Below are 26,142 nucleotides of genomic sequence, written 5' to 3' on the forward strand. Positions count from 1 at the left end.
GTTTAGTTTTCAAAGAACTTTATTGTCGCCCTCAAGCGACTTTATTAATATATCATATTATCATTAATAAAGTCAATTACTTTTTTAAAATAATAATTTGTCTCGGTTACAACTTTAAAAGTATAAACGGAAATCACATGTTAATCAAGTATTTTCTCTATAAATATTATTCACTTTTACATCTTTAAAAATAAAACCTCCGAAGGTGGAGGTTTTAGATGATTTCTTCTATAAATATTTGTCGATAGTTTTTTAAATCTAGAAATTCATTTTCGCTCACCTTTAATAAAGGTCGTGTCGGATGAGATTTATCAATAAATACAATCTCTCCAGATTGTCCATTTGAGAGTTTTATTTTTGTTCCGATTGATATGTTTCCGACCCCGTTTGTTAGTGCCTCTACTGCTTCCATGTCAAATTTTCCAAACGACTCCCTTCTAATTTCCTCGAGTGCCTTAAATGGGGATTGGCGGTTGCTGTATGGTTTCTCAAGGGTCATCGCCGAGTACACGTCCGCGACTGCAACAATTTTACTAAATGGATGTAGTCTTTCCCCGGTAACCCCAAGTAAATAGCCTGTTCCATCCATTCTTTCGTGATGCTGGAAAACGGCTAGTTTAACACTATCTTTTATAAGTGCTATCTTTTCAATCATTCGATAGCTATATAAAGGATGCTTTTTTACTTCATTGTATTCAGCTAATGTTAATGATGAATTTTTTAAAAGAATTTTTGGATCTATTTTAGACATTCCACAATCACTTAGTAGTCCCGCCATTGCTAGATGATTGCAATCCGCTTCACTGTATTTAAGCTTTTTTCCTAAATATCCTGAAAGTAAACCAAGCATAATAGAGTGATGGTATATATAGTCTTCTCGGTTAGTATATCTATGTAAAGAGAAGAGTTCTTTTGGTTGTTCAAGTATTCTTTTAAACAAAGGGAGAAGGATTTGACGTACTTTGGAGATCTCGACAAGTGCGCCAGCCCGCCAACTCTGAAATAACCGCTTATATTCCTTTACAGATATAAGGTAATCCTCCACGATTGTATTTACTTTTTCCACCACTTCTACTTCTTCTATTAGTTCAGTAGGGGTGAAGGGCTCTCCATTGATTAAAAATGATTCAACCTGCACATCTTTTACTAAAAACATTTGAAGAACTTGGATATGTTCGTTGGTTAAAACCGTTTTTTTAGGAATAATTGGTTTATTTGTTAAGGAAAAGATGTCATTTGACAGAATGCATCCTTCTTGTAATTGACTAATCCTCACACGCATATTGTTCCGCCCTCGTCTCTCATTCGAATACTAGTATTATTTTACCAAAAAAAGAGAAATACTGCATCAGCAGCATTTCTCTTACATAGTTTATTCAGTATCGTCCTCAGTATCTGGTTCGGCTCCAGTATCTGCTTGGGCTTCTGTAGTTGTTTCTTCAACTGTTTCATTCACTACTTCTTCAGAATCAGCCTCTAGATCTTCTTCCTCTTCCTTCTCAACAACCGCAACTGTCGCTACATGTCCATTTTCATCTAAACGGATGAGCTTAACTCCTTGCGTTGTACGACCAATTTGCGAGATATCACTAATTGACATTCTAATGAGAACACCATCAGCAGTAATAAGCATGAGGTCACTTTCCTCTGTTACTGCTTTAACTGCAATAACCTTACCATTCTTTTCAGTGATATTGACGGTTTTGAGGCCCTTACCACCACGACTTTGGATACGATATTCACTTGCTTGAGTTCGCTTACCATATCCATGTTCAGTGACAATTAGAACATCTAGATTGTCTTCAAGGATTTCCATTCCCACTACTTCATCACCTTCAGAAAGGTTAATTCCCTTAACTCCCGCAGCAGTTCGACCCATAGATCTTACATCTGACTCTGGGAAGCGAATAAGCATGCCATCCTTCGTTCCGATGATAATATCTTTCGATCCATCTGTTAATCGAACTGAAATAAGTTCATCACCTTCATGGAGTCCTACAGCGATTAAACCGCCTTTACGAATATTTGCAAAGGATGATAATGGAGTTCGTTTAGAAATACCCTTTCTTGTTGTAAAGAATAAGAACCAATCATCAACAAGTTCAGATACTGGAATAATCGCATTGATCCATTCTTCTTTATCAATTTCTAGAAGGTTAATGATTGGAATTCCTTTTGCTGTTCGACTAAATTCAGGAATTTCATAACCCTTTAGACGATAAACTTTTCCTTTATTTGTGAAGAATAGAATCGTGTCATGGGTTGATGTTGATAAAAGTTGTTCAACAAAATCATCTTCATTTGTACCCATTCCTTGAATTCCTCGACCGCCACGTTTTTGGCTGCGGTATGTTGAAACTGGTAGACGCTTGATATAACCCTTATTTGTAAGAGTGATGATGATATTCTCTCTCGGGATTAAATCTTCATCTTCAATCATTTCAAGTCCACCAGCTAAAATTTCAGTACGTCTTGTATCGTTAAAACGCTCTTTAATTTCTAGCAGTTCTTCACGAATGATTTCAAGTACTTTTTCCTCATCTGCTAAAATTGCTTTTAACTCAGCAATTAACGCTACAAGTTCTTGATATTCTGCTTCGATCTTGTCGCGTTCTAAACCTGTTAAACGCTGCAAGCGCATATCCAAAATCGCTTGTGCTTGTTTTTCAGATAAGTTAAATCTTGTCATTAAGCCTTCACGAGCAATATCTGTCGTTTGGGATCCACGAATTAACGTAATAATTTCATCAATATGATCTAACGCAATACGTAAACCTTCTAAGATATGTGCTCTTGCTTCAGCTTTTCGAAGTTCAAATGCTGTTCTACGTTTAATAACTACGACCTGATGGTCTAAGTAATATTGCAAGCATTGCTTTAAGTTTAGAACTCGTGGATGACCATTTACAAGGGCAAGCATATTGATTCCAAACGTTGTTTGCAATGCTGTATGTTTATATAAATTATTTAAAAGAACATTAGCATTGGCGTCTCTTCTTACTTCCATCACGATTCTCATACCAGTACGGTCTGATTCATCACGAAGATCGGTTATGCCGTCAATTTTTTTATCACGAACTAATTCAGCAATTTTTTCAATTAATTTCGCTTTGTTTACTTGATATGGAAGTTCAGTTACGAGAATAACTTCCTTCCCATTTTTCATTTGTTCAATTTCAACTTTTGCACGTAGGGTAATCGAACCTTTACCAGTTTCATAAGCTTTTCTAATCCCGCTTCTGCCAAGAATATGACCAGCAGTTGGGAAGTCTGGACCAGGAATAATATCCATCAACTCAGCAATTGTCATCTCAGGATCCTTACTAATAGCTAGGACACCGTCGATAATTTCACCTAATTGATGTGGTGGAACATTCGTTGCCATACCTACAGCAATACCCGCTGCTCCGTTTACCAAAAGGTTAGGGAATCGGGCAGGAAGAACAGCTGGCTCTCTTTCAGAACCATCATAGTTATCCTGATAGTCAATGGTGTCCTTATTAATATCACGAAGAAGCTCCATTGAAATTTTAGACATACGTGCTTCCGTATAACGCATCGCAGCGGCTGCGTCACCATCGACAGAACCAAAGTTTCCATGGCCGTCTACAAGCATATAACGGTAGTTGAAATCCTGTGCCATACGAACCATTGTGTCGTAAACGGCAGAGTCCCCGTGCGGGTGATACTTACCAATAACTTCACCGACGATACGTGCAGATTTTTTATAGGCTTTTTCAGCCGTCATACCTAAGTCGTTCATCGCATATAAAATCCGGCGGTGAACCGGCTTTAGACCATCACGAACATCCGGTAAGGCACGTGACACAATAACACTCATCGCATAATCCAAAAAGGATGTTTTCATCTCTTGACTTATATTGATTTCCTGAACATGCGAATTTTGATTTTCAGACATAAAAAGAAGCCTCCCTTATCAGGGGTATAAAATAAATTCGGATTCTTATTTTAACCCATTCAATTATGCAAGCAGGATAGTCTAGTAATAACCATCCTGCCTGAATTCGTTAAACATCCAAGTTTTTCACGTATTGAGCATTTTCTTCAATGAAATTACGTCTTGGCTCAACCTTGTCGCCCATTAGCATTTCAAAGGTCTCATCCGCTTCGATTGCATCTTGAAGGGTAACTTGTAGCATCGTACGGTTGCTTGGGTCCATCGTTGTTTCCCAAAGCTGCTCAGGATTCATTTCTCCAAGACCCTTATAGCGCTGGATTCCTGGCTTTGGATTACTTGGCATTTCTGCTAAATACTGCTCAAGCTCTCGGTCATCATACGCGTATTCAACACGTTTCCCTTGTTGAATTTTATATAATGGCGGTTGTGCTATATAAACAAAGCCATGTTCAATTATTTGACGCATAAAGCGATAGAAGAACGTTAATAATAAAGTTCGAATATGTGCACCATCCACATCGGCATCGGTCATGATAACTACTTTATGATAACGTGCTTTTGTAATATCAAAGTCTTCCCCAATACCCGTTCCAAGTGCTGTGATCATCGAGCGGACTTCATTATTGGATAAAATGCGATCGAGTCTTGCCTTTTCCACATTCAGGATTTTTCCTCGTAGTGGCAGGATTGCTTGGAAGTGACGGTCACGACCTTGCTTTGCAGATCCTCCAGCTGAATCACCCTCAACGATATAAATCTCACTAATGGAAGGGTCCTTTGATGAGCAATCAGCAAGCTTTCCTGGTAGGCTAGAAACCTCTAATGCACTTTTTCTTCTTGTTAATTCACGTGCTTTTTTTGCAGCCATTCGTGCCCTTGCCGCCATTGTGCCTTTATCGACAATTTTTCGAGCAACTGATGGATTTTCTAGTAAAAATGATTCGAATTTCTCGGAAAACACAGATTCCGTCACTGTTCTTGCTTCACTGTTACCAAGCTTTGTTTTTGTTTGTCCCTCGAATTGTGGGTCTGGATGCTTAATAGAGATGATGGCGGTTAATCCTTCACGAACATCATCGCCTGTTAAATTTGTATCATTTTCTTTGAAAATATTATTTTTACGTGCATAATCATTAATAATTCGCGTTAATGCCGTCTTAAATCCAGATTCATGTGTTCCACCTTCATAGGTGTGAATGTTGTTAGCGAAAGAATAAATATTGCTAGTATAGCTGTCGTTATATTGAAGGGCGATCTCTATGGCGATTCCTTCTTTTTCACCTTCAACAAATACTGGCTCTTCATGAATCACTTCTCTTGTACGGTTAAGGTGTTCAACATATGACTTGATTCCACCTTCATAATGGTACTCCTTACGCTTGTTCTCTTCGCGCTTATCTTCGATTGTAATTTTAACCCCTCTTGTTAAAAAGGCAAGCTCACGAAGACGGGTAGATAATGTATCAAAGTCATACTCTAATGTTTCAGTGAAAATTTCCCCATCTGGCTTAAAATGGGTAGTTGTACCTGTATGATCGGTTTCTCCGATTACTTTTAACTCTGAAACAACATGACCACGTTCAAATGCAATATAATGGATTTTTCCATCACGGTGTACATATACTTCTAGGCTTGTGGAAAGGGCATTAACAACAGACGCACCCACTCCATGCAATCCTCCAGATACCTTATAACCGCCACCGTCAAATTTCCCGCCGGCATGAAGAACAGTCATAATGACTTCGACAGCCGGACGACCCATTTTCTCTTGTATTCCGACTGGGATTCCACGTCCATTATCCTTCACTGTGATACTATTATCTTCTTCAATGATGACATTGATCTCATCACAATAGCCTGCTAATGCTTCGTCAATACTATTATCAACGATTTCCCATACTAAATGGTGCAATCCTCTTCCAGATGTTGATCCAATATACATACCAGGGCGTTTCCTAACCGCTTCTAAACCTTCTAAAACCTGGATTTGACTCTCATCATATTCTTGTTGTTGCAGTTCTTTTTCTTCCATTGCCACCAATATCACCTACACTTTATTTTAAGAAATGCGCAAGCGCCTTGTTCAGCCCCGACAAGCACAAGACAAGACAGCGAGAAGGTCGTCCTTTGACCTTCTTGATGGATTGGCTTGTGACCTCGAGGGGCTAGGCGCTGGAGCTGGACATCGAGTCGTTCTTTAGTCTTATACTTCTTCAAAAATCGTTTCAAAATCAGATACATGCTGTGATCGTTTTTTTAATGTACTAGAGGATAAAGGTGAAAAGTATACTTTATCTACCGTTACCACCACTGACTTTGTATTACCATTAGACAATTCTACCACTCTGTCTTTTTGTACATCTAAAAACTCATTCACGATAGAGGAGGATTTTAAAAGCTGTCGATCTAATATCGTAATGACATCTGATGAACGAACCATTACATTGTCTCCCAAATGTATGAACAAACTTCATCACCTCATTTTAGCTTTGTTATGACCCCTGCAGACACGGAGAATGTTGCGGCCTGCTTTAATGTATCATGATTAATTCCCTCTACACTTGTTGTTGTGACAAAGGTTTGCACTTTGCCTTGAATTGTATTTAATAAATGGGACTGTCTAAAATCATCCAGTTCCGATAGAACATCATCTAATAATAGAATAGGGTATTCCCCAATCTCTGAGTGAATTAATTCTATTTCTGCTAGCTTTAATGATAGGGCTGTCGTACGTTGCTGGCCTTGGGATCCAAAGGTTTGAACATCCTTTCCGTTCACAAAAAATGCAAGGTCATCCCGATGTGGCCCCGCCAATGTAACGCCTCTTTCAATTTCCCTCTCTCTTATTTTAGCAAATTTTTCGTCGTATACATCTACCATTTTCGACAAATCAGCCGTTTCTAATACCTCAATAGACGGTTTATATTGAATCTGAAGCGTTTCGAGCCCTCTGCTGATTCCATAATGGATAGGTTCAGCCCATTTCTGCAATAAGATGAGGAATTCAACCCTTTTTTTAACAATCTTCGTTGCAGCCTGAATTAATTGTGAGGTTAACACACTAAGCATTGTTTGATCGTGTTGCTTTTTTGTTTGAAGCTGCTTTAAATAGTGATTTCGCTGATGGAGGATCTTTTGATACTGACTTAAGTCGTGTAAATAGATAGCCGACACTTGACCAATTTCCATATCAATAAATCGTCTTCTCACCTGTGGACTTCCCTTAACGAGATTTAAATCCTCAGGGGCAAACATAACCACGTTCATATTTCCTACATATTGGCTCAGCTTTTGCTGCTCCAAATGATTGCTTTTGGCTTTTTTACCTTTTTTAGAAATGACAAGCTGCAAGGATAGAGGGCCGTTCCTTTTTTGAACCCTACCCTCTATTTTAGCATATTCTTCATCCCAGCGAATTAATTCTTTATCATTTGAGGTACGATGTGACTTTGCCATCGCTAAAACATAGATGGATTCCATTACATTTGTTTTGCCCTGAGCATTTTCACCTAGAATAACATTGACTTTATCTTCAAATGATATGGAAACTTTTTCATAGTTTCGATAATTTGTTAGCTCTATTTCTTCAATGAACAAATGGATTCACCCTTTGGCACAGCTTGAGGGCCAATCCCTCGTGCTATGCTTTTGATATGACATACGTTCCAAAGCTAGGAATATCTACTACATCTTTATCTACTAGCTTTTTTCCTCGGCGATTCTCTAGCTCTCCATTTACGTAGACTTCATGTTCACTAAGAAACCACTTTGCCATTCCGCCTGTTTGGATGACATCCGCATGCTTTAAAAACTGTCCTAATGTGATAAAGTCCGTTGAAATTTCTATTTCCTTTGCCATTTTTTCGCCTTCTTTCTTTTATTTTACTAAAGAAATTACAACTAGAAAAGAAAACTACTAGGTTTTTACGGCCTAGTAGTTCGTTTTTTAGGCCCACACGAGGTGGGTCACAAAGACGTTGCCACAGGACGTGGCGTTCTTAGTCTTTGATCAATTTAGTAAGTGCGTACTGGGAGAATTAAGTGAAAGACTGTATCGTCATCAAGTGCCTTTATAAAGAATGGTCTCATTGCACCAGTAAAACTAATTCGAATTTCAGAGCTTTCTAACGCTTTTAATGCGTCCATCATATATTTTGCACTAAAAGAAATCTTTAATTCTTCACCTTCAATTGATTTACTTTGAATTTCCTCATTTACCTTTCCAATTTCAGGAGAGGTGGATGAAATTTCGACAACACCATCAGGTAAAGTCGTAAACTTCACGACATTATTATTTGCTTCCCTTGCGAGTAGCGAAGCGCGATCGATAGATTGTAAAAATTCCTTTGCCGCTAAAACAATCTCTGTTTTACTTTCAGAAGGAATCAATCTAGACGTATCTGGATAACTCCCATCTAATAAACGAGAGAAAAATAATAAATGTTTGGTTTTAAAGAGTACCTGGTTCTCTGTTATTACGATGTCTACTAAATCTGTTGTATCGTCAAGAATTTTACTTAATTCGTTTAAGCTTTTCCCAGGGATGACAGCACTGTATGTCCCATCATTTTCTGTTTCAATCGTCGCTGTTCTCATCGCAAGTCGATGGCTGTCTGTCGCAATACAATTCAGGGTATTATTTTCAACCTTCCAGTTTACTCCAGTTAAAATAGGACGAGTTTCTGAGGTTGATACTGCAAATACTGTTTGTCGAATCATATTTTTTAGTAGATCTGCTGGAATTTTAAATCCATTGTTACCTTCAATTTGGGGTAATTGTGGATATTCATCTGCATCTAGACCATTTAAATTAAATTCAGCTTTTCCTGAACGAATAATAGTAAGTAGGTTCGATTGGACTTCAATTTCAACAGTATCCTTAGGAAGCTTTTTAACAATTTCACTAAAGAAACGAGCCTGTAAAACAATACTTCCTGTTTCTTTAATTTCAACAATTTCATCTCCAGCTTCTTCGGTAGGAATAAAGGATTCGATTGAAACATCAGAATCACTACCTGTTAGTGTGACTCCTTCGTTTGTTGCTACAATTTTGATCCCAGTTAAAATTGGAATAGTTGTTCTTGAAGATACAGCTTTCATTACATCTTGAACGCTTCGTACAAGATAGTCTCTTTGAATGATAAATTTCATCAAAAATCCTCCTAAAAGATCGTTCTACTTTTGAATTCATGCGAATACATTTGTAAGTTATATATATTTATTTTTTAAAGATAAAATCGTAGAAGTACTAGTAGGGCCTGTGAGTATGTGGATAACTCGCATAAAACAAATCAAAACAGCCTATCCACATGTGGACAGACTGTGCGCAACAACAAAGAAGTTATTCACAGTATTCACGTTACTAGTACTTGTCCAAAAATAAAAGATGAAACTAATTTTATTCTTAACCCTTTAACTGGGTAATGATTTCATTAATTTGTTTTTGTAGTTGAGTATCTGTTTTTAATAGGTTTGTAATTTTCTCATGAGCATGAATAACAGTTGTATGGTCACGCCCACCAAATTCCTCTCCAATTTTAGGTAGTGAAGAGTCAGTTAATTCCCTAGAAATATACATGGCAATTTGACGAGGGAATGCGATTGACTTTGTACGTTTTTTTGCTTTGAAGTCTTCCAGTTTTATATTATAGTGCTGTCCAACTACCTTTTGAATCTCAAAAATAGTTATTACTTTTGGTCTTGAACTTGGAATAATATCCTTTAAAGCTTCTGCAGCAAGGTCCGCATTTATGTCTTTATTAATCAACGATGAGTAGGCAACGATACGAATCAGCGCACCCTCGAGCTCACGAATATTTGTGTTGATCTGGTTCGCGATATAAAGCATGACTTCATTTGGAATGTCGAGTCCCTCTGCTTTTGCCTTTTTGCGTAAAATTGCAATCCTTGTTTCTAGATCAGGAGGAGTGATATCTGTAATCAATCCCCATTCAAAGCGGGAACGAAGCCTATCTTCTAAAGTTGGAATTTCCTTCGGCGGTCTGTCACTTGAAATGACAATTTGCTTACTTTCCTCATGCAAGGTATTAAAGGTATGGAAAAATTCTTCTTGAGTTGATTCTTTTCCGGCTAAAAACTGAATATCATCTATAAGTAAGATGTCGACATTTCGGTATTTGTTTCGAAATTCAACAGCTTTGTTATCCCGAATTGAGTTAATGAACTCATTTGTAAATTTCTCTGATGAAAGATAGACGACCTTTGCATTCGGATTATGCTCTTGAACATAGTGGCCAATTGAATGCATTAAATGCGTTTTACCTAATCCAACACCACCATATAGAAATAGTGGATTATAGGCTTTTGCTGGTGCCTCTGCAACAGCTAAGGATGCAGCATGTGCAAAGCGATTACCAGATCCAATGACAAATGTGTCGAATGTATATTTTTGATTTAGCATGTTTTGAGAGTGTTCAGCTGGTTCATCTTGTTTCGTAGCTTTTTTCTCAGGTGTTTTCAAATCGAATTCTTCATCTAGTTGATTTTGAGGAATAATAAATTTGATTCCGAGTTCTGCACCGGTTAAATCATATATCGTTTCAGCAATAAGATGCAGATATCTAGATTCTAGCCAATCTCTAGCAAACTCATTAGGAGCCGTAATAATAAGTGTATCTTTTTGCAGGGCATGTGCTTTTGTAGATTTCAGCCACGTTTCAAAGCTAGGTTTGCTTAATTTTTTCTCGATCTCCTGGAGTGCTTTTGCCCATAAATCTGCAATATTCTCCAACAATATCCCTCCTTTGTATCACGATTCTATTAAGTATAATGAGTCAAATGTATAAAAATAAGTCTTTATGCAGCCATTTAATCTAAAATGAATAAGGTTTTATAAATATACATTCTGGGTAAATTGTGAATAAAGATATAATATAGTAGAAAAACATCTTTTCGACATAATCCACTGATTGTGGACAAGTATTCATTCACAATGTGTAAAAACCTATCCACATGATATCCACAATCTGTGGATAAATGAATTATGTTGATAACTTATTACGAGTGAAAACAAAACTATAATATCAGATAATGACTATATAATCAATGGTTTTTGAAAACTTATCCACATAATCTATACCTTGTGGAAAATAATTATCCACAACACAAGATGATGTGTAAAACTTGTCGATAAATGTTGTGGATTAAAAAAACTGTCGAAAAAAGTTGTCCACAACCTAGAAAAGTTGAAACGCCTTGCTCAGAAATGAGGAAACTGGAAGCTCCGACAAAGAGGTGTATTTTACCTCTGCAGGAGGAGATGAAATTTCTCGAGTTTCTAGTCGCTGGAGCTGGACATTTTAAAAGTAGCGAAAATGGGTATTTAGATATGGGTGAATTTTTAGAGGTAATTGCAGATCTCGACTTATTTTTCTAAATGATCATTTTCCATCCAAAATATAGTAGTTCAAATAAGGTTGACATCTTTTATTGGTTTTCACTATAATTAGTAAGACTGTCTGATGTATAAATTGAGAGTTAATTCCTCAGGGAGGTGTCATATAATGAAAAGAACATATCAACCAAGCAAACGTAAGCACAGTAAAGTTCACGGATTCCGTAGTCGTATGAGTTCAAAAAACGGACGTAAAGTTATTGCTCGTCGTCGTCAAAAAGGAAGAAAAGTATTATCAGCATAGGCCACTGAAAGCTCAGTGGTCTTTTTTTCTAAAAGGACATGCCGTACGGGAGTTGTAAAGAATGAAAAAGGAATACCGTATAAAAAAGAATCAAGATTTTCAAACGGTGTTTAAATCTGGAAGATCTTCAGCCAATCGGCAATTTATTGTCTACGTATACTCTAGAGAAGAACTAGAGCATTTCCGCATTGGCTTATCCGTGAGTAAAAAAATTGGAAACGCTGTTACTAGAAATCGTATCAAACGATTAATTCGACAATTCTTTCTTGAGCACAAAGAACAGGTTCAAACTAAGGATTATGTAATCATTGCTAGGAAGCCTGTTGCCGAAATGAACTATGAAGAAGTGAAGAAAAGCTTGCTTCATGTCTTAAAGGTGGCAAAAGTGTTCAAAAAAGTCCCTAAATAAGCGACTTTTTTGAAAGGAAAGAAAGAATTTTTCCTATAAAGATGGTAGAATACAAGGGTACATATTGATTTTCTTCGAATGAATATGTTTTCAAATATATATATTTACCTTTAGATATTTAGAACTAGGAGGAAAAGTAGTTGAAAAGGCGAATATTATTAATAAGTGCGCTAATAGGGTTGGTTCTTCTATTATCTGGGTGTGCCCAAATCAATGAACCGATTACCGCTGAAAGCGAAGGGGTATGGAACAAATACTTTGTTTATCCATTATCTTGGCTGATTACTTATTTTGCTGAACTAACAAGTAATAGCTATGGTTTAGCAATTATCATCGTAACTCTTTTAATTCGTTTTGCTTTATTGCCATTAATGATTAAACAAACAAAAAGTTCAAAAGCAATGCAAGCAATTCAACCTGAATTAAAGGAACTACGTGAAAAGTATAGCTCAAAGGACCAAGCAACACAGCAAAAACTGCAACAAGAAACGATGCAGCTATTCCAAAAGCATGGTGTCAATCCACTAGCGGGATGCTTCCCATTATTGATTCAAATGCCAATTCTAATTGGTTTCTACCATGCGATTATGAGAACGAGAGAAATTGCTGAACACAACTTCTTATGGTTTGACTTAGGTGAATCAGATCCATATTATATACTTCCTTTAGTTGCTGGTGTGACAACATTCATTCAGCAAAAAATTACAATGGTGGGCATGGATAATAACCCACAAATGGCAATGATGCTATGGTTAATGCCTATTATGATTGTTGTCTTTGCAATCAGCTTCCCAGCAGCTTTATCATTATACTGGGTAGTAGGTAATATCTTTATGATTGTTCAAACAATATTAATTAAAGGTCCAGATATTAGAGCAGCTAAATCTGGCAATGCGGGAGGAGCCAAAAAGTGAAACAAGTAACTGCTACAGGGCAAACCGTCGATGAAGCAGTAGAATCAGCTTTAGCTCAATTAAGTACAACAAGAGACCGCACCGAAATACAAATCATCGATGAGGGTAAAAAAGGAATATTTGGGATTTTCGGAACGAAACCTGCAGTTGTAAAAGTAACTGTAAAAATGGATCCAGTAGAAGAGGCACAGAAGTTTTTAGAAAAAGTTGTCTCGTCAATGGGGGTTCAAGCTACGTTGGATGTTACGAGAAATGGTAAAAATGTAACATTCCAATTATCCGGTGAAAAAATAGCTGTTTTAATAGGGAAAAGGGGTCAAACCCTTAATTCACTCCAATATTTAACACAACTGGTTGCAAATCGATTTTCAGATCATTATTTAAACATAGTGGTAGATGCTGAAAATTATCGTGGTCGTCGTGAAGAAACCTTGGTTCAACTAGCCGAAAGACTTGCTGATAAGGTAAGTCGAACAAAGCAAGATGTTAAATTAGAGCCAATGCCATCGTACGAGCGTAAGGTTATTCATACAGCCCTTGCAAATCATGCAAAGGTTAAAACATCTTCAAGTGGCTCAGATCCAAACAGACATATTGTGATTTCACCAGCAGAATAATGTAGTAAAAGATACCTAGGCGTTTGCCTAGGTTTTTTTGTGCCTTTTTTTATGAGGATTGTTCTTGGTCTTTTTAAAGAACAAGTTGTTATAGTACAGGTGTTTTGTTTAATTGTTGCAGGAAGTTGAATTCTTCATTATTGTTATTCACATGTGGATAAGATAAAATGGAGTGTAGTTTATTTTGAGGAGACAAGGATTTGTTTTCCTTGTGGACAAATAGGCAATACTAGCAAATGAGAGTTATTCACAGTTTTTATTTTTGAATAAAGCAGAAGTCATATTGAAATGTTGATATATAAGAAGGTGAGAAAATGGAGTTTGATACAATAGCAGCCATTTCAACTCCAATGGGAGAAGGAGCAATTGCAATTGTTCGATTGAGTGGGGATGAAGCAATTGATATTGCTAATCGAGTGTTTAAAGGGAAGAACCTAAAAGAGGTTGACTCACATACGATTCATTACGGACATATCGTAGATCCAGATACGGGCCAAGTCATAGAGGAAGTAATGCTAACCTTGATGAGAGGACCAAAGACCTTTACGAGAGAAGATGTTATTGAAATCAATTGCCATGGTGGACTTGTTTCAGTAAACCGAGTTCTCCAGCTTGTCCTCACAAATGGGGCAAGGTTAGCTGAACCAGGTGAATTTACAAAGCGCGCCTTTTTAAATGGCCGAATTGATCTCTCGCAGGCAGAAGCAGTTATGGATTTAATTCGTGCAAAGACTGACCGTGCAATGAATGTAGCCATTGGGCAAATGGAAGGGCGATTATCGACCCTTATTAATCGCTTGCGTCAGGAATTACTTGAAACGCTTGCACATATCGAAGTCAATATTGATTATCCAGAGTACGATGACGTTGAAGAAATGACCCATCGTGTGCTGCTTGAAAAAGCAAACATCGTACGCGATGAAATCATAAATTTATTAGAAACCTCTAATCAAGGGAAAATTTTACGAGAAGGTTTATCTACTGTTATTATAGGCAGGCCAAATGTTGGAAAATCATCACTGTTAAATAGCCTTGTTCACGAAAATAAGGCAATTGTTACTGATATTCCGGGGACAACTCGTGATGTAATTGAAGAATATGTCAATGTACGTGGTGTCCCATTACGTCTTGTGGATACAGCAGGAATTCGTGAGACGGAGGATATTGTGGAACGGATTGGTGTTGAGCGCTCACGAGAGGTTCTGAAAAAAGCAGATCTCATTTTACTGGTGTTAAACCATGGGGATGACTTAACAGAAGAGGACGAGCGTTTATTTGAAGCTGTTTCAGGTATGGAAACAATCGTCATTATTAATAAAACAGACCTGCCGCAAAAAATAAATATGGAAAAAGTGAAGGAACTTTCGAAAGATGCTCCCATTGTTTCAACCTCTTTACTCGAGGAAAAAGGGGTAGATGATTTAGAAATTGCGATTTCCTCCTTGTTTTTTACTGGAAACGTCGAAGCAAATGATTTAACATATGTTTCTAACTCTCGTCATATTGCCCTGTTAACGCAAGCGAAAAAATCAATTGAAGATGCTATTTCGGGAGTAGAGTCTGATCTTCCAATTGATATGGTTCAAATCGATTTAACAAGAACATGGGAACTATTAGGAGAAATTGTAGGGGATGCTGTTCACGAAAGTTTAATTAATCAGCTATTCTCACAATTTTGTTTAGGAAAATAGATAATAAGTATGAGTCAAAGGGAGTTGTCATGATCTACTGCCTTTTTGAACATCCTTAAAGAGGAGGAAGTAACATTGAGCTTTGAAGCTGGAAATTATGATGTCATCGTCATTGGTGCCGGGCATGCGGGCAGTGAAGCAGGTTTAGCCTCAGCTCGTCTAGGTGCAAAAACACTGATGATTACAATCAATTTAGATATGGTTGCATTTATGCCATGTAATCCATCCATAGGTGGACCCGCAAAAGGAACAGTTGTCCGTGAAATCGATGCCTTAGGCGGCGAAATGGCAAAAAATATTGATAAAACACATATTCAAATGAGAATGCTGAACACGGGTAAGGGCCCAGCTGTCCGTGCATTACGTGCACAGGCAGATAAGTTTTCCTATCAGCACGAAATGAAAAAAACATTAGAAAATGAGCCGAATTTAACTCTTGTTCAAGGAATGGTGGAACGTTTAATCGTTGAGGACGATATTTGTAAGGGTGTTATTACGAAAACGGGTGCCACTTACCATGCCAAAACAGTTGTTATTACAACTGGCACCTTTTTACGTGGTGAAATCATTATTGGTGAATTAAAGTACTCTAGTGGACCAAATAACCAACAACCGTCTATCAAGCTGTCTGAGCAACTTGAGGAGTTAGGCTTTACTTTAGTACGATTTAAGACGGGGACACCACCACGTGTAAACAGTCATACGATCGACTATAGTAAAACGGAAATCCAGCCTGGTGATGAGACACCTAGAGCTTTTTCATATGAAACGACAAAATACATCACCGATCAGCTTCCATGCTGGTTAACATATACAAGTGAAAAAACACACCAAATTATTGATGAGAATTTACATCGTTCCCCGATGTATTCCGGAATGATTAAAGGTTCTGGACCACGTTACTGCCCATCAATTGAGGATAAGGTAGTGCGTTTCCATGATAAGCCTAGACATCAAATTTTTCTAGAGCCTGAAGGAAGAAACACACAGGAGGTCTATGTTCAAGGGCTTTCTACAAGTTTACCTGAGGATGTTCAACATCGTTTAATTGCATCTGTTCCAGGACTTGAAAATGCTCAAATGATGAGACCGGGATATGCGATCGAATATGATGCGATTGTTCCTACCCAGCTTTGGCCATCACTTGAAACGAAAAAAATTAAAAATCTTTATACAGCTGGGCAAATTAATGGAACGTCCGGGTATGAGGAAGCGTCAGCCCAAGGGATTATGGCGGGGATTAATGCTGGACGACGTGCTCTTGGTAAAGAGGAAGTCATCTTAAGCCGTTCAGATGCTTATATCGGTGTACTTATTGATGATTTAGTTACAAAAGGCACAACTGAGCCTTATCGTCTTTTAACATCACGTGCAGAGTATCGTTTACTTCTTCGCCATGACAATGCAGATTTACGCTTAACTGAGCTTGGTCATGAGATTGGGTTAATTTCAGAAGAAAGATACCAAAAGTTCTTAACTAAAAAAGAAGCGATTGAAAAAGAAATGGAACGTCTTCAAGGAATTCGAATTAAACCAACAGCTGAGGTTCAAGAACTAATCCGTTCAGTTGGTGGAAGTGAATTAAAGGATGGTATTTTAGCATCTGACTTATTGAAACGTCCGGAAATGACATATGAGCATATTCGAAAATTAGCACCAAGTGATCAAGAGATTCATCCTGATGTTGCAGAGCAAATAGAGATTCAAATCAAGTATGAAGGATATATTCAAAAATCCTTACAGCAGGTTGATAAATTAAAGCGGATGGAAGATAAAAAAATCCCAGAAAACATTGATTACGATGCAATTTCTGGTCTAGCAAATGAAGCAAGAGCAAATTTGAAAGAGGTACATCCTTTGTCAATTGCTCAAGCGTCCAGGATTTCAGGTGTGAATCCAGCTGATATTTCCATTCTGCTTGTCTACCTGGAGCAAGGAAAAATTGCACGGGTAAACTAAACACAAAAGATATATTCGATTAACAGTGGAAGGAAATACAAAATGGATACTTCATTATTTACATCTATGTTGGAGGAGAAGGGGATTTCCCTTTCTCCAACTCAACTGGATCAGTTTGAAACGTATTTTAAATTATTGGTTGAATGGAATGAAAAAATGAACCTGACGGCGATTACAGAGAAGCCTGAGGTGTATTTAAAGCATTTTTATGATTCTGTTTCGGCTGCATTTTATTTTGATTTTACAAAGGGTTATTCGATTTGCGACGTAGGAGCGGGGGCTGGTTTTCCAAGTATCCCATTAAAAATCTGTTTTCCAAATTTAAAAATTTCAATTGTGGACTCACTCCAAAAGCGAATCACTTTCCTCAACGAGCTTTCAAAGGAGCTTCATCTCGATAATGTGACATTTTATCATGACCGAGCCGAAACCTTTGGGCAAAAGGGAGAAATTCGTGAATCCTTTGATCTTGTAATGGCAAGAGCTGTTGCTAGAATGTCTGTATTAAGTGAATTGTGTTTACCATTAGTAAAAGTAAATGGGACATTCATTGCAATGAAGGCTGCTTCAGTAGCCGAAGAACTAGAAGATGGAAAAAAGGCGATCACAACACTGGGCGGCAACCTAAAAGAGGTCCATCACTTTTTATTACCAATTGAAAATAGTGACCGAAACATTGTAATCATCGAAAAGAAGAAACCAACACCAAAAAAATACCCTCGTAAACCAGGGACACCAAATCGTTCACCCATTAAATAAGCTGTGGTGGACGATTTTATTACATGTATATCATTGATAACCCCATGAATTAGTAGAAAGATAGTAAGATTTTTGTAAAATTCATGTTATAATAGAAGGAATGAGAGAGTAAATAGAGAATTATTAACTTTATTCAGCAGAATTTTCTACTTGTCTAAGTGGTAGGATGAATGTACGGTGTAACGATTTACATGAGGCGGTCAACCCGTGGCTAAATAAAGTTAAGCCTCCGGCGGATGCCACGATTTTTCAATGGGAATTTTTCGAGCCTAAGATCAAAGACTAAAAACGCCACATCCTGTGGCAACGTCTTTGTGACCCACCTCGTGTGGGCCTAAAAAAATCGGGCGCAAATACGCCAAGGCGCATTTGATTAGTGGGAGTTCTAAGGGGTGGTGGAATTATGAAGCATCCATTTTCACGATTATTCAGCATCGGTGAAAAAGATGATAAACAACAAATGAATCAAGAACAGGTGGAAGAAACACAAATAGAGGATTCAATAGATGACGAAGCGACACACCTGGAGGAAGTAAGACAAATTCCGATAAATGAGATTGTTCCAAACCGATATCAACCGAGAACTGTGTTTGCAGAGGATAAAATTAAAGAGCTTGCATTAACCATACGTACACATGGAATTATTCAACCCATTGTAGTTCGACAATTTGCTGATCATCAATATGAAATTATTGCTGGTGAACGACGTTGGAGAGCTGTTCAGACTCTTGAATGGGAGACAATTCCGGCCATTATTAAAGAATTCAATGATGCTGAAACGGCTTCTGTTGCATTGATCGAGAACCTCCAACGAGAAGAGTTATCAGCGATTGAAGAAGCGTATGCTTATGCTAGATTACTAGAATTACATAATCTTACACAGGAAGCGCTAGCTCAGCGATTAGGGAAGGGTCAGTCGACAATCGCTAATAAGCTGCGTTTATTAAAGTTGCCTGAAGAAGTCCATCAAATGCTTATGCAAAAAAAGCTTACAGAGCGTCACGCGAGAGCTTTAATTCCTCTTAAAGATCCCGAAAAGCAAATTAAGCTTATGCATGACATTATTGAAAAAGAGTTGAATGTTAAGCAGACAGAGGATCGCGTTGTTAAAATTCTTGAATTAGAAAAGGAACAAAAGCGACCTAAGCCTAAATTTAAAGCAGTTAGTCGTGATATGAGAATTGCAATGAATACGATTCGTCAATCATTAACGATGGTTGAGGAAAGTGGCGTCAATTTAAATACAGAAGAGGAAGAATTCGACGAATATTTCCAATTTACGATTCGAATTCCTAAAAATAAATAAACAAATCGATTTCCTTACCTTTACGCGGTAAGGGAATTTTTTTTAGTTTTATAAAGCAATGAATATCCTAGTGAAAAAAATAAATTGTCCTTAGAAATGTTTCACGTGAAACATTTTTTATAAAAAAAGATAAACCCTATCATTTTTTCATGATAGAATAGTAAAAGTGAAAGATTTATAAAGACCTCACTTTGTAGAAAAATGTAGAATAGTAGTTTAAAAGTGAAAGTAGGTGACATCGTGGGGAAAATCATCTCAATTTCTAACCAAAAGGGTGGAGTAGGGAAAACAACTACTTCTGTAAACCTAAGCGCATGTTTAGCTTATGTAGGAAAGAAGGTTTTACTTGTTGACATTGACCCTCAAGGGAATGCAACAAGTGGTTGTGGCATAGAAAAAGCAAATGTAGATCAATGCATTTATGATGTGCTTGTGGATGATGTAGAAGCGAAGGATGTTACGGTACCAACGACAGTTGAAAATTTATATATGATTCCAGCAACAATTCAATTAGCGGGTGCTGAAATTGAGTTAGTGCCAACAATTTCTCGCGAGGTTCGTCTAAAAAGAGCCTTAGATGAAGTTAGAGACCAATATGACTATATTATTATTGACTGCCCACCATCATTAGGTTTGTTAACATTAAATGCTTTAACAGCTTCTGATACCGTGATTATTCCAGTTCAGTGTGAATATTATGCACTTGAGGGCTTGAGTCAGCTATTGAATACGATTCGTTTGGTTCAGAAACATCTTAATACAGATTTAATGATTGATGGAGTACTTTTAACGATGCTTGATGCTAGAACAAACTTAGGTATTCAAGTCATTGAAGAAGTGAAAAAGTATTTCCAAGACAAAGTATATAAAACAATTATTCCAAGAAATGTACGATTAAGTGAAGCTCCAAGTCACGGAGAACCGATCATCATCTATGATCCTAAATCAAGAGGTGCTGAAGTATACTTAGATCTTGCAAAGGAAGTGATTGTAAATGGCTAAAGGGTTAGGTAAAGGTTTTAATGCTTTATTCCCAACGATGGAAGTAGGGAAAGAAGAGGTTGTTCAAGAGATTAAAGTTACGGAGTTAAAGCCAAATCCATATCAACCAAGAAAGACATTTGAGCCAGAGGCAATTGCTGAGCTAAAGGAGTCCATCCTTACACATGGAGTTTTACAACCTTTAATTGTTCGAAAAACGATTAAGGGATATCAAATTGTGGCAGGTGAGAGACGTTTCCGTGCTGCCAAAGAAGCAAAGCTAGATACTGTTCCTGTTGTTGTTAGAGAATTAGACGAGCAACAAATGATGGAAATTGCATTGCTCGAAAATCTACAGCGTGAGGATTTATCACCAATAGAAGAAGCGTTTGCTTACCAATCCTTATTAGACCATTTAAAACTCACCCAAGAACAGCTTGCGAAAAGATTAGGAAAAAGCAGACCTCATATTGCAAACCATCTCCGTCTTTTATCTCTTCCTAAACATGTGCAGATTTTGATTTCAGAAGGAAAATTATCCATGGGGCATGGTCGTACATTATTAGGACTTAAAAAGAAGGAAAAATTGAATGCGGTTGTTGAAAAGGTCCTTGCAGAGGAGCTTAACGTTCGTCAATTGGAAGCATTGGTTAATCAATTGAATCAAAATGTTCCACGTGAAACATCCAAACCACCTAAAAAGGAAAAAGACGTCTTTATTAAAGAACAAGAGTCCTTCCTTCGTGAACGTTTTGGTACATCTGTAACGATTAAACAAACGAAGAAAAAAGGGAAAATTGAAATTGAGTTCTTTTCAAATGAGGACCTTGAAAGAATACTTGAACTGCTAGAGTCACCAAAAATTTCATAAAATACAAAGAAGACCTGCATGTTTTTATTTAATCAAATAAACCGTGCAGTGTTTTTTATTACAAACTAAATTTATATACTTAGGGGAAATGAAAATTGGTTCTTTTAGGAACGATTGTAAACGGGCTGTGTATTGCAGCTGGAACCATACTAGGAAAGGTATTACACCGAATTCCTGAAAGGGTAAAAACAACTGTTATGCATGGAATTGGACTTGCTGTTTGTTTATTGGGAATTCAAATGGGACTAAAAAGCGAACAATTTTTAATTGTTATTTTTAGTTTAGTTTTCGGAGCTGTTCTCGGCGAATGGTGGGGGCTTGAAGATAAATTAAATAAGTTAGGAAATTGGATTGAAAAAAAGGTCGGCTCATCTTCAGGTGAAGGTACGATTGCGAAGGGCTTTGTGACGGCGACCTTGATTTTTGTCATAGGTGCAATGGCAATCATTGGCGCGCTTGATAGTGGTTTGAGGAATGATCATCGTGTTCTATATACAAAGTCCATTATAGATGGCTTTACTAGTTTAATATTAACAACGACGTTAGGTATAGGTGTACTATTTTCGGCTGTGCCTGTTATTCTTTATCAAGGCTCTATTGCGTTATTTGCGACACAAATTGATAAGTGGATTCCAGCTGAGCTTATGGACACGTTTATTGTCGAAATGACAGGAACGGGTGGGTTAATGATTGTCGCAATCGGAACAAATCTATTAGGCATTACGAATATTCGTGTTGCTAACTTATTACCGGGTATTTTAGTAGTCGCAATCCTCGTATCAGTGCTGCACTATTGGAATTCTATTATCTATTTTGCACAAGCTATTTTTTAAACCTCTTCTCTCACGGAAGAGGTTTTTTTATAAAGTAAATCGATCTTTTTCAATTGGGTCAAAGTCTAACTTTCGCAGATAATTAAATTCAGCTTTGCAAATGCCACTCGAAATAGTATTAGCAAGTTTCATAACTAGACTTAATCTCGTATTTTGAAGGACAAAAAACTCCATAAATCCACTCACATTGACAATTCCCGTTATATGCATATCACCAATAGGGGTTAATTCCTTATTTACGCCAGCTCCTGGCTTGATTGGACCCTCACCGATAGTAATAGACCCCACGCTCTTTAATCTGCCTAAACAGGCATCTATTCCAATAATAAAGGGGTTTGTATATTTCTGATTAACTTCTTCAATTTTCTCTTGAAGATTAACTGCATGAATAGGTTCGTCCAATGTGCCATATACATGAAAGTGGGACAATCCTTTTTCAGCGATTTTTGTACCGATTAAAGGTCCAAGACAGTCGCCAGTGGAACGGTCCGTCCCGATGCAAAAAAATATGATTGGTTGATTGGTCGTAGTTGGGAGCATTGAAGTGATTTTTAAAGAAATTTGATGGTCAGCTAATTCTTGATCATGTGGAATTCGAAATGGCTCATTTTTTAGATGGTCAAAAAATTTATATCTAAGATTCATAGGTTTTCACCCCTTTTAAACTGTAGTAACAGTATACGGAAGAATCTTACATTCTATACATCTGAAAAAAAGAATCTTAGAGTTGTAATTTGTTCGAATTAGATAAAAGGATTATGAGTGGTGGAGGGATTGAATGTTTCAGGCAGGGATTCGTTGGATGTTTTTAATTTTAGGTACAGCTATTGGTGCAGGATATGCATCAGGAAGAGAAATTTGGCAGTTTTATGGTGAGCAGAGTGGCTTAGCGATAATTTTCTTTACCTTCATCTTTATTATTTGCTGTTATATTATTATGAAAATAAGCTATGAAAAAAAAGCAGAACACTTTGTTCCTGTTTTAAAAGAATTAGTAGGAGAAAAAGTTTCACATGTGTATGATGTAATAACGATTTTATACCTATTTTCTACCACAGTCGTAATGTTAGCGGGTGGTGGTGCTACTTTGGAGTTGTTTAATATTCCATTTTGGTGGGGGATCCTTATTTTTGGTTTTCTCCTTGTTTTGGTCTTTCTATGGAATATTAATGGTTTGGTCTCCATTAATATGGCCATTATTCCTGCCTTAATTATTTTCTTAGTCACAGTCTTGTTCATTTTTTTATCATCGAATGGTAAGGAGTTTTCCTTTATTCTTCATGAACAAAGCAATTGGCCGTCTGCCTTTACGTTTACAGCACTAAATATTTTACCACTTGTTGCGGTGTTAGGTGCAATTGGAAAGGAGATGAAATCAAAAGGAGAGGCTTGGGTTGCAAGTGTTGGAAGCGGTTTGTTTTTAGGTGTTATCACCTATATTTATAATGAAGCACTTATTGAAGTGGCACAGGAGATTATGCTCTACGAGATTCCCTTGTTTGTAATCTTGAAAGGTTTTCCTTATGTAGCTGTGTTCATCATGTCTATCCTTTTATTTGGTGCGATATTCACAACAGCAGCGTCTGGCTTATTAGGATTATCCACACGTTTTAAAGAAAAAATGAAAATGCCATTGTGGATAATTTCCATCATTTTAATATTGTTGATGACACCTTTTACTACCTTTGGTTTTTCGACCCTCGTTTCAATTTTGTATCCTTTATATGGTATTGCTAATTTATACCTGTTAGCGGTCATCTTACTGTATCCAATTGTAAATCGCTACAATTTAAAATGAATTCCTGTTACAATACAAGATATAAAATATACGAGGATAAAGGGTGAATGTCATGGTTGATAAAGACTACGGATTACATGATATTGTAGAAATGAAGAAACCTCATCCGTGCGGAACTAATAAATGGAAAATCATCCGACTTGGAATGGATATTCGAATTAAGTGCGAGGGCTGCGAACATAGTGTGCTTATCCCACGAAAAGAATTTGGACGAAAGTTGAAAAAGATACTTGTTAAGCATGAGGAATAAAGCCTCGTGCTTTTTTTTATATTTCTGGCAAATCTTTTTTATAGAATTTTTGAATCGGTCATTTATAATAAACATTATGAAAGTTGGAGCTTTGTAGGGAGATGAGTAGAGTGACCACAATTAAATCTGCATGTCCGTTAAATTGTTGGGACAGCTGTGGTTTTGTTGTTGAAGTAGAAAACGGAAAAATTTTAAAAATAGATGGAGATAAAGAACATCCGATTACAAAGGGTAAAATTTGCGGTAGGGGCCGTATGCTGGAAGCAAGAACAAATTCTGATGACCGGATTCTTTATCCATTGAAAAAAATAGATGGAGAGTTTCAAAGAATTACATGGGAACAGGCTTTAACGGAAATTTCAGCGAAACTTTCAGAGGTGAAACAGAAATATGGTTCCACATCTGTGTTGCACAGTCATGACTATGCAAATGGAGGGCTTTTAACAAAAATTCCAGATCGCTTTTTTAATTGTTTTGGAGGTGCGACGGAATTAATCGGTAGCATATGTTGGGGTTCGGGAATTGAAGCACAGAATTGGGATTTTGGAAATGCGGCTAGCCACGCTCCCGAGGATATCTACAATAGTAAAAATGTAATTATTTGGGGAAGAAATGTGACACGTACGAATATGCATCTTTTTGCTTACTTACAGGAAGTGAAAAAGAAGGGGGTCAATATTATCGTCATTGACCCGATTTATAATGGTACGGCTAAAATCGCAAATTCATATATCCCCATTACTCCAGGAATGGATGGGTTTTTGGCAATTGGAATTATGAAGGAGTTACTTCGTTTAGGACTACAGGATCAAGATTTTATTTCAACACATACAGTTGGATTTGAACATCTAGTGGATGTCTTGCAGTCGATCACAATGGAACAAATTGAGGAAGTAACAAATGTTTCACGTGAAACAATTACACATTTAGCCCGTGTTTATAGTAATGGTCCAACCGTAACTTATTTGGGTTTAGGCATGCAGCGCTACGCGAATGGGGGAAATACAATTCGTTTAATTGATGCCCTTGTTGCAGTGAGCGGGAACGTTGGTATTCCAGGTGGTGGTGCCAATTTTGGAAATACACAGGTTGGTCAAAGTTTTGATAGTGAAGCACTGACACTTCCTGAGAGGAAGAAAGAGTCAAGGGCATTTGTGATGGCTGAACAAGCTGAAAAAATCTTAACAGCATCAGAGCCACCGATTAAAATGATCATGGTATCATGCGGAAACCCATTAACGCAGGTACCGAATACAGCTCTTGTTCAGGAAGCATTTCAGTCAGTAGACACGGTGGTTGTTCTAGAACAGTTCATGACAGATACAGCAAGATTAGCGGATTATGTACTTCCGTCAGCGACTGTTTTTGAGGAAGAAGATATTTATTATTCTTCCATGTACCATCACTATGTAAATTATGGACCACAGTTAGTCGAAGCTCGTGGTGAGGCAAAATCGGATGTTTGGATTTGGACAGAACTAGCAAAAAGACTAGGTTTTGGTGAAGATTTTAATTATACGAGAGAAGAGTTTATTAAAATGGGATTAGGTTCATTACAGGATGAAGGAATTACACTGGAATATATAAAAGAGAAAAGCCATGTTCCTCTTCCTGTACAGCTTGTTCCGTGGCAAGACTTTCAATTTAAAACCCCGTCTGGAAAATTTGAGTTTACGTCGACACTCGGGGAGATAAAAGGATATGATGGGCGTTTGAAAATTTCATATCCGAGAGAATCGATTCATTCAAACGAAGAATTATCAAAAAAATATCCATATTCATTATTAACCATTCATCCATTACGCTCAAACCATTCACAAAATTATCATTTAATCGAAGGATTACAAACAGTAAAGGTTGAGATTTCAAAGGACATTGCAGAGCAAAAGGGTCTTGAGCCAAATGATCGAGTGAGGGTATTTAACGAACGCGGAGATATCACAGGAAAGGTCCAAATTTTAAAGGACTCTGCACCAAATATTGTGTGTATAGATGAAGGACAATGGCATATTTTTGGTGGCAGTGTGAATCAACTTACCTCTCATCAGGTTTCTGACAATGGTCTTGGCAGTACGTTATATGACTGCCTTGTTGGAATAGAAAAGGTGAATGAATAAGATATCGGTATTTTTCCGAAAGCCGTTTCCAGCTGAAACGGCTTGTATTTTTGATAAGGA

Annotated in this window: 23 protein-coding genes; 14 read left to right on the top strand and 9 right to left on the bottom strand. The window is 37.3% G+C overall.

Going from position 1 to position 26,142, the window contains the following annotated elements:
* Nucleotides 1-214 precede the first annotated feature (214 nt).
* The 8 genes from V7138_RS16115 to dnaA all read right to left on the bottom strand — a co-directional run bounded on the left by V7138_RS16115 (nucleotide 215) and on the right by dnaA (nucleotide 10,670).
* The gene (locus V7138_RS16115) at nucleotides 215-1,282 is read right to left on the bottom strand and encodes an HD-GYP domain-containing protein (RefSeq protein ID WP_335399155.1); all 1,068 of its coding nucleotides are present in this window, start codon (nucleotides 1,280-1,282) and stop codon (nucleotides 215-217) included.
* A 90-nt stretch (nucleotides 1,283-1,372) separates the two neighbouring features.
* Nucleotides 1,373-3,919 (bottom strand): DNA gyrase subunit A, encoded by a 2,547-nt coding sequence (gyrA, locus tag V7138_RS16120; protein WP_335399157.1) that lies wholly within the window; start codon nucleotides 3,917-3,919, stop codon nucleotides 1,373-1,375.
* Between the two features lie 109 nt (nucleotides 3,920-4,028).
* Nucleotides 4,029-5,951, bottom strand: a complete 1,923-nt coding sequence (gyrB, locus tag V7138_RS16125; protein ID WP_335399358.1) for a DNA topoisomerase (ATP-hydrolyzing) subunit B — start codon at nucleotides 5,949-5,951, stop codon at nucleotides 4,029-4,031.
* A gap of 171 nt (nucleotides 5,952-6,122) precedes the next feature.
* Nucleotides 6,123-6,386 (bottom strand): extracellular matrix regulator RemB, encoded by a 264-nt coding sequence (gene remB / locus V7138_RS16130; RefSeq protein WP_335399159.1) that lies wholly within the window; start codon nucleotides 6,384-6,386, stop codon nucleotides 6,123-6,125.
* An 11-nt stretch (nucleotides 6,387-6,397) separates the two neighbouring features.
* Complete coding sequence (recF, locus tag V7138_RS16135; protein WP_335399161.1) at nucleotides 6,398-7,516, bottom strand: DNA replication/repair protein RecF; 1,119 nt, start codon at nucleotides 7,514-7,516, stop codon at nucleotides 6,398-6,400.
* Nucleotides 7,517-7,559: 43 nt separating this feature from the next.
* Nucleotides 7,560-7,778 (bottom strand): S4 domain-containing protein YaaA, encoded by a 219-nt coding sequence (gene yaaA / locus V7138_RS16140; protein ID WP_335399162.1) that lies wholly within the window; start codon nucleotides 7,776-7,778, stop codon nucleotides 7,560-7,562.
* Between the two features lie 155 nt (nucleotides 7,779-7,933).
* Nucleotides 7,934-9,070: a DNA polymerase III subunit beta gene (gene dnaN / locus V7138_RS16145; protein ID WP_335399164.1), complete on the bottom strand. Its 1,137-nt coding sequence runs from the start codon at nucleotides 9,068-9,070 to the stop codon at nucleotides 7,934-7,936.
* Nucleotides 9,071-9,323: 253 nt separating this feature from the next.
* A complete protein-coding gene (gene dnaA, locus V7138_RS16150; protein WP_335399166.1) occupies nucleotides 9,324-10,670 on the bottom strand; it encodes a chromosomal replication initiator protein DnaA in 1,347 nt (448 codons plus the stop codon).
* Between the two features lie 772 nt (nucleotides 10,671-11,442).
* Between dnaA and rpmH the strand changes: the two genes are divergently transcribed.
* The 11 genes from rpmH to V7138_RS16205 all read left to right on the top strand — a co-directional run bounded on the left by rpmH (nucleotide 11,443) and on the right by V7138_RS16205 (nucleotide 21,917).
* Entirely contained in the window at nucleotides 11,443-11,577 is a 135-nt protein-coding gene (gene rpmH, locus V7138_RS16155; protein WP_335399168.1) for a 50S ribosomal protein L34, read from the top strand.
* A 61-nt stretch (nucleotides 11,578-11,638) separates the two neighbouring features.
* Nucleotides 11,639-11,986: a ribonuclease P protein component gene (gene rnpA, locus V7138_RS16160; RefSeq protein ID WP_335399169.1), complete on the top strand. Its 348-nt coding sequence runs from the start codon at nucleotides 11,639-11,641 to the stop codon at nucleotides 11,984-11,986.
* A gap of 140 nt (nucleotides 11,987-12,126) precedes the next feature.
* The gene (spoIIIJ, locus tag V7138_RS16165; RefSeq protein WP_335399171.1) at nucleotides 12,127-12,900 is read left to right on the top strand and encodes a YidC family membrane integrase SpoIIIJ; all 774 of its coding nucleotides are present in this window, start codon (nucleotides 12,127-12,129) and stop codon (nucleotides 12,898-12,900) included.
* Complete coding sequence (gene jag, locus V7138_RS16170; RefSeq protein WP_335399173.1) at nucleotides 12,897-13,517, top strand: RNA-binding cell elongation regulator Jag/EloR; 621 nt, start codon at nucleotides 12,897-12,899, stop codon at nucleotides 13,515-13,517. Before spoIIIJ ends, jag begins: the two co-directional genes overlap by 4 nt.
* 314 nt (nucleotides 13,518-13,831) lie before the next feature.
* A complete protein-coding gene (gene mnmE, locus V7138_RS16175; protein ID WP_335399175.1) occupies nucleotides 13,832-15,208 on the top strand; it encodes a tRNA uridine-5-carboxymethylaminomethyl(34) synthesis GTPase MnmE in 1,377 nt (458 codons plus the stop codon).
* 75 nt (nucleotides 15,209-15,283) lie between these two features.
* Nucleotides 15,284-17,167 carry a tRNA uridine-5-carboxymethylaminomethyl(34) synthesis enzyme MnmG gene (gene mnmG, locus V7138_RS16180; RefSeq protein WP_335399177.1) on the top strand — a complete coding sequence of 628 codons (1,884 nt, stop codon included), beginning with the start codon at nucleotides 15,284-15,286 and terminating at the stop codon, nucleotides 17,165-17,167.
* A gap of 42 nt (nucleotides 17,168-17,209) precedes the next feature.
* Nucleotides 17,210-17,926: a 16S rRNA (guanine(527)-N(7))-methyltransferase RsmG gene (gene rsmG, locus V7138_RS16185; RefSeq protein WP_335399178.1), complete on the top strand. Its 717-nt coding sequence runs from the start codon at nucleotides 17,210-17,212 to the stop codon at nucleotides 17,924-17,926.
* Between the two features lie 403 nt (nucleotides 17,927-18,329).
* Nucleotides 18,330-19,232, top strand: a complete 903-nt coding sequence (gene noc / locus V7138_RS16190) for a nucleoid occlusion protein (protein WP_335399180.1) — start codon at nucleotides 18,330-18,332, stop codon at nucleotides 19,230-19,232.
* Nucleotides 19,233-19,472: 240 nt separating this feature from the next.
* A complete protein-coding gene (locus V7138_RS16195) occupies nucleotides 19,473-20,234 on the top strand; it encodes a ParA family protein (RefSeq protein ID WP_335399181.1) in 762 nt (253 codons plus the stop codon).
* A complete protein-coding gene (locus V7138_RS16200) occupies nucleotides 20,227-21,084 on the top strand; it encodes a ParB/RepB/Spo0J family partition protein (protein ID WP_335399182.1) in 858 nt (285 codons plus the stop codon). The genes V7138_RS16195 and V7138_RS16200 overlap by 8 nt, the downstream gene beginning before the upstream one ends.
* A 95-nt stretch (nucleotides 21,085-21,179) precedes the next feature.
* Entirely contained in the window at nucleotides 21,180-21,917 is a 738-nt protein-coding gene (locus V7138_RS16205) for a DUF554 domain-containing protein (RefSeq protein ID WP_335399184.1), read from the top strand.
* Nucleotides 21,918-21,944: 27 nt separating this feature from the next.
* On the opposite strand, the gene yyaC is transcribed toward V7138_RS16205, so the two are convergent.
* Complete coding sequence (gene yyaC, locus V7138_RS16210) at nucleotides 21,945-22,562, bottom strand: spore protease YyaC (RefSeq protein WP_335399186.1); 618 nt, start codon at nucleotides 22,560-22,562, stop codon at nucleotides 21,945-21,947.
* Nucleotides 22,563-22,695: 133 nt separating this feature from the next.
* Between yyaC and V7138_RS16215 the strand changes: the two genes are divergently transcribed.
* The 3 genes from V7138_RS16215 (at nucleotide 22,696) to V7138_RS16225 (ending at nucleotide 26,082) form a co-directional block, all read left to right on the top strand.
* Entirely contained in the window at nucleotides 22,696-23,715 is a 1,020-nt protein-coding gene (locus tag V7138_RS16215; protein WP_335399188.1) for a YkvI family membrane protein, read from the top strand.
* 52 nt (nucleotides 23,716-23,767) lie between these two features.
* Nucleotides 23,768-23,965, top strand: coding sequence for a DUF951 domain-containing protein (locus V7138_RS16220; RefSeq protein ID WP_335368137.1), 198 nt, complete (start codon nucleotides 23,768-23,770; stop codon nucleotides 23,963-23,965).
* Nucleotides 23,966-24,075: 110 nt separating this feature from the next.
* A complete protein-coding gene (locus V7138_RS16225; protein ID WP_438824367.1) occupies nucleotides 24,076-26,082 on the top strand; it encodes a molybdopterin-dependent oxidoreductase in 2,007 nt (668 codons plus the stop codon).
* Nucleotides 26,083-26,142: the final 60 nt, after the last annotated feature.

The sequence above is a fragment of the Bacillus sp. JJ1533 genome, assembly GCF_036965045.1.
Classification (GTDB): Bacteria; Bacillota; Bacilli; order Bacillales; family Bacillaceae_L; genus Ferdinandcohnia.